The sequence below is a fragment of the Nostoc sp. WHI genome, assembly GCF_015714725.1.
GTDB lineage: Bacteria > Cyanobacteriota > Cyanobacteriia > Cyanobacteriales > Nostocaceae > Nostoc.
Map to the genome: position 1 here is coordinate 1 of NZ_WBKM01000162.1, position 5,409 is coordinate 5,409.

General features: G+C 40.5%; 3 protein-coding genes. 1 reads left to right on the forward strand and 2 read right to left on the reverse strand.

What is annotated here, in order from left to right; all coding sequences use genetic code 11:
* Positions 1 to 4,057, reverse strand: a 4,057-nt coding sequence (locus tag F8S12_RS17230) for a hypothetical protein (RefSeq protein ID WP_196517362.1), incomplete at its 3' end; no start/stop codon positions are given.
* Positions 4,058 to 4,095: 38 nt separating this feature from the next.
* Here F8S12_RS17230 and F8S12_RS17235 point away from each other — a divergent pair.
* The gene (locus tag F8S12_RS17235; protein ID WP_196517363.1) at positions 4,096 to 4,626 is read left to right on the forward strand and encodes a hypothetical protein; all 531 of its coding nucleotides are present in this window, start codon (positions 4,096 to 4,098) and stop codon (positions 4,624 to 4,626) included.
* Between the two features lie 293 nt (positions 4,627 to 4,919).
* On the opposite strand, the gene F8S12_RS17240 is transcribed toward F8S12_RS17235, so the two are convergent.
* Entirely contained in the window at positions 4,920 to 5,294 is a 375-nt protein-coding gene (locus F8S12_RS17240; protein WP_196517364.1) for a hypothetical protein, read from the reverse strand.
* Positions 5,295 to 5,409: the final 115 nt, after the last annotated feature.

Consider the following 5,409-nt stretch of genomic DNA (forward strand, 5'->3'; position numbering starts at 1 on the left):
TAATAACATCTTCTATTGGTACTTGCTGCCATTCAACTTTTTGAGCAGTTAACCATTTAGTCACAGTCTCAGCTTTCTGGTTGTCAACAGCCAAGCCCATGACTCCAAGTTTTTTATTTGATTCTGTCGAAAATAAGAAAGTAGGACGCTCTTTAATCTGATGTAGAATTTTCGCACTACTATCAATCATCTCTTGTTGTTGAGCATTAACTGATTGAGTCCCAAAAGCCTGAAATTCCTTCGTCCACTTTTGGGGATATTCAACGGTATTAGGGTCAATTTGAGCGCAAATAACAGAAAAATTACTTTCAATAATAGCGGGTGCGGGTGTAAGTTGTCCGGTTTTGAGTAGTCCAAGCTGTCTGAGCGCGTCTTTGTCTTTTTTAAAGTGCAACACTCCCAAGGGTTCACCATTTAAAAACACGGCATCTCTGGTTTTAGAAGCTGAGGTTTCGATAGTCAGTTTTCGGTAATCTTGATCATTGAATGTCTGACCAGAAAAATCATAAAAGTTAATTTTATTAATTTTGAGGAGATTCCCATTAGGAGACTCACCCAGCACAAAAGCTTGATCTCCAGTTTCAGAGATAGACGTGAGCTTTAACTTTAGAGGATTACCATTTTTGAGATAATTAATTTCTTTTAACTGTTGGGCAGAATCACTGTCTAACTCACCCAAAGTTTTGCCATCAAGTTTGATTTTTACTGTTTTGTCAATCACTGGCACAGCGCCAAATTCTAAGTTGACCGGTTCGGCATTAAAAACAAGTCCTGCATAAGAGAAGTTCTTGAGTTCACGGATAGTAATTTCAACTGGCTCGTTTCCTGGCAGTCCAATAGTTGCTTTGGCAGTAGCAGGTTCTATCCCAACCATACAAGAGAGCGCTTTCGTACCAATAGGAAGCTGTGCGGTTCTGGTTTCGAGCATGGCGAATTCCTTATATTCGCCGTCACTATCCTGGACAAACATTAGCCTGGAAACATGGCGCTCATGTCCGACTGGATGGTGACTAGCTCTAATTTCTATCGGGTGTTTTTCGGTAGGATTCCAGTCTCGACCCAAAAATTGATTCGCTTCATTATTCAGTGTGACTAACTTCGGTTCGGTAAATTGCAATTTATCTAAGCGAGAGATAATCTCATTGGGGAAAGCAGCGAAGGCAAAATTAGAGACTTTTTTAGCGTGAGCCTGGGGGTTTGCGTTTTCTTTTCTTGCAACTTCAAGTTCATCCTGGCGGGATGCACAGATGTTCCAAGCGGCGGCAGCAGATGCAAGTTTTTCTGACTCTGGGATAGAGGCATAAAATGCTTCTGCCGTCTCCTGCGCCAAGGCAAAGAGTAGTTTAGTTTGGCTTCTGGTAAGTTCTGGTTTTAGTTCTAAAAGTTTAGCCCCCTGCGTGGTCATCCCCGCCTTGAGGTTGTGGTCAGTTACAGATTGTTGGCTAACTGTCCCCAGGTTGCGGTAAGCGGGTTTTCCATCTTCCCTTACCTCGCCATTAATTTGTGCGACTGCCAATAATTTATGGGGGCGTTCACTGTTTGTAAATTTAATTTCATCTAGGCGAATATTCAACGTCTGGGCTTTCCAGATTAGGGGATGCCCGTAGCGGGTGAGGTTGGTAATTTCGAGTTGCGTTCCTGAATCCGTTTGAACAATTGCGCTAGGGCCAGACTCTGTTTCTCGCCGCCTTGAGGCACGAACCGCAGCGTTGAATTTCAGATCGAACTCGTACTTGGCGGCGATCGCTGCAAATTTCTGCTGTGGTGTAAATTCTACTCCTTTGAATAAGTCTTTAAACTGGACGATGGGACGCGATTCTAACTGTGATTCTTGGAAATATTTATTGGTTTGGCTAATCAATAATTCTACTGGTGAGTAGCCCTTTGGTGTTATACCTGTGCTTAAATAAACTGAACGCGACTTTTTATCTTTAATATAGTTAACATCACGATACAAGTAGCGGTTGTTTTCCCTGATTTTATCCATCTCAGGTTTTTTAGCACTTTTGAATAAATCAACTGCTATTTGGTTTTGATAACACCCTTCCTCAATCATGCTCCGGTACATCAAGCGGTTAACATCCATCGCCTGCTGAATATTTTCTGGGGTTCTTTCATCCAAAGCAAGTTCAACAACCCCTTGCATATAAGGCTTGTATTCTTCTCGAATTAACTTTGGATCTTTCTGGCGTTCTTGCTCAAACAGGGTTTCGTAATGGTTAGAAACTTGGTCTAGATAATTTGATTTCTGCTCAAAAGTACCGTAAGTCTTTAGTACCTCAATTTCTGATTCTAATGCCTCCAGTGCTGTCACTTGATTGTTGATTATGCCCACGCTGATGCTATCGCTCATGTGGATAGCGATTTTTTCAAATGGGGGCTGGGTTCCATCTTCCAAATAAAATGACTGTTTTTTAAGTTTGACTGTCGGAGTATAAGCATTCTGGGGTTGGTTTCTGTACTCGGCTTCGGCTGTTAAATTGGGATATAACCTAGCTCTTGCTACACCAATACAGTCACCATCGTAGTCTCGTGCTTGGCGTTCTGATTCGGTTTCGAGGGGATTAACTTCGTTGTGTTCAATGCCTTGAGTTTCTAGCGCCTCAATCCTAGCAAGTATACGTTTGTGGTCTTCATCGTTGACTACAATTATTCCTTGCAATGGTTCACCATCTGGAGCTAAACGGTCTAAAACATGTTTATTGGTAGATACACACAACCCATTAGAGTTGAGAAAGGGAGAACGAAAGTTTAATACTTTTTCCTTTTCATCCATCCAAGAGACACAGATTTCACCATTTTTTAGTTCTTTGGATGGGATAATCATTCCTCGATCAAATGTTAAAGTTCTCCCAAGTGCTATATCTCTCCACTCACTTTGGACAAATTTACTCAGTTCTTGTTTGACTTTTTCAGTTTCTAAAAGCTGATTATGTCCCCCAACTAAATCAGCCTTTATGAGTTTATACATTAACAAATCATCTTTTGGAGATTCATTATTTTCATCAGTTGCCTCATATTCTCCATTAGCATCATTCGATGTCACTAGTTCTAATTGTTTAGCTAATGAGCCATCAGCAGAGGCAAGAGTAATTTGTTTTTTTAAAGATGCTTTTTGTGACTCGGTGAAAGCCTTACGTTTTTCGTATCTCTCACAGTAAAGTTGTGCAACAATCCTTGGGTCATCCTGATTTTCGGCTAGCTTTTGAGCCTGTGCCTCTAGCTCCTCAGCGAAATCTTTGATCCCTTGGGGAAATGATGCCAACAGTTGGGATATAGCTGTCTGGCCCCGCTCTGACTGAGACTTCTCACCTAACCAGACTTTTTGTTGATATAGCCCTGGTTGAATTTGGGGTTTACTAGCACCATTGGGATTATCTTTGTCTGTACCTTTAAAACTGGATATGGGAATGATTAAGTCGATTTTGGGTGTATTCTCTTGCCAAGACAACTCTTCTAGTTTAAATGGTCGTAGAGTTCCTTTCCCAAAACGGTATTTAGTATCTTCTCCATCGCCTTCTCTCCAACCAAAGCGATGCTGAATCACTCGATAACTTTTATCTTCATGTTCTTTTTTTTTAGTTAATTTAACATAAGCTTCATTTGAAATCTGTCCATAGCAGTCTCCCACTAATTTAAAAGCATCTTGGTCTTTAATAAAGCCTCCATTTTCTCCCGTATTATCATCTACAACTAAAATGTTTAACTGTTCATTAATTGAATTTTTACAAGCACCTAAAAAAAATGAACCGTAAGCACCTCTATCTTTTCTATCAGGGCATAATTTCTCAATTACTTCTAAGCATTCTGGAGAACCATACAGAAGCCTGGTTTTAGAAGATAATAAAAGAATATGTCCCTCTGGGTGATTTTGTAAATCTTCTGGCTTACTATATTCATCAATATGTCCAAAAGAAAATTCTTTATTTGGAAAGTATGATTCTAATAAAGTATTGTCTATTTTCTCAGTTAAAATTGAATCAGGGTTCTTCTTGTCTCCGTCATCATGAATCCATTGATTTAACCTTGTATCAAAGTGTTTAAATTCTAGAGCCATACATTTATTTAAATTTGGAAAAATTCTTGGGGGTAAATATGTCAAGATTAAAACGCTGGTTAAATATGAACCAAGAAAAAGTCAGTGGAGATGGTTCTTTAAAACCAGAGTATCTTCAGCAGTTAATTGCTGATAATATGCGTCCTGAAATGATCGATAAACACGCTCAAATCTTGAAGAATAGGTATCTTGAGTTAGAACATCTAGATGAAACCGACCCAGAGCTAAGGCCAGTCTACACGGCATACGATTTCTTCACCCCAACAGAGAAAACACAGTTCAACCCTGACGGTTCTCTTAAACAGGAGTACTTTGAATCTGAGCTTAAAAAGGGTACAAACCTTGGGTGGCTAGAAGAAATGGAACGACGCAAGAAAATAGAAATTGATGATTACAACAAAGTATCTGCTAAACACGCAGAACAGGGTATTAATTTTGGTGCATGGCAGATGAGGGGAAGGATTGAAGATAGTAGAACATACGTCCAACGTCGGCAGCAGATGGAGCAAGACCTGCGTAACTTTGAGGATGTTGACAGTCTACCTTTCGACAAAGACACAGCATATTAGGCGGGAGCGATGCAGAACGAGTGATAATATAAGCTGAAAGCATTATCAAACAGCGCTTTCAGCTTTTTAGTTACATCCTTTTAATGATATTGGACAGCAGGCAGGTTAGCGTTGCCGATGGTTTGACAGAGCGAAACGCCCCGTTAAAAAAGGCAATCATTCCTAAAATGGCAAAGGGTGTAATGATTAATATGTGCAGTCAATTGAATGCCGAGCATTCTCTGACTACTTCAGATCACATTACTTTCAGTTGCTCTTCCGTTGTCTGCTGGGCGAAAAAGCGAATTGTTTGGTTAATTGGCTTGCCGTTCTATAGCTGGAGGGATTACCCCAGACGATCGCACAACTGACTTATTGGAAGCGGCGGCAAGGAACGCAAACATCCCTAAAATGGCAAAAGACGTAATAATCACTTGCTGTAGGGAGGCAAAGACCGACTTTTCTTTCTCCTTTTGGACAGTAATGCGATTCAGATTCTGTTGAAATGCCGAGAAATACAAATAATTCAACACTTTCTCACACAGGGCAGGGTCTTCACCTATTTGTACTTTCTGGCACAGGAGAATTTCTAGATGCTCCCGGCGGCGATCGCTTGTAGACAAATCGCGCTCATCCCACAGTTTTACCTGGGTTGTATCTAAAGGTCTATTAATACCTAATATAGTCATAAATATGTCCTCACTTGATTTAGGAGTTAGTTGAGGGAACAGGTGTAATTGATAAGTCAATTACACCCTAGTAGTCTGCCAACCCAAAGATGCGCTTGTGAGGGCTGGGGAAAGG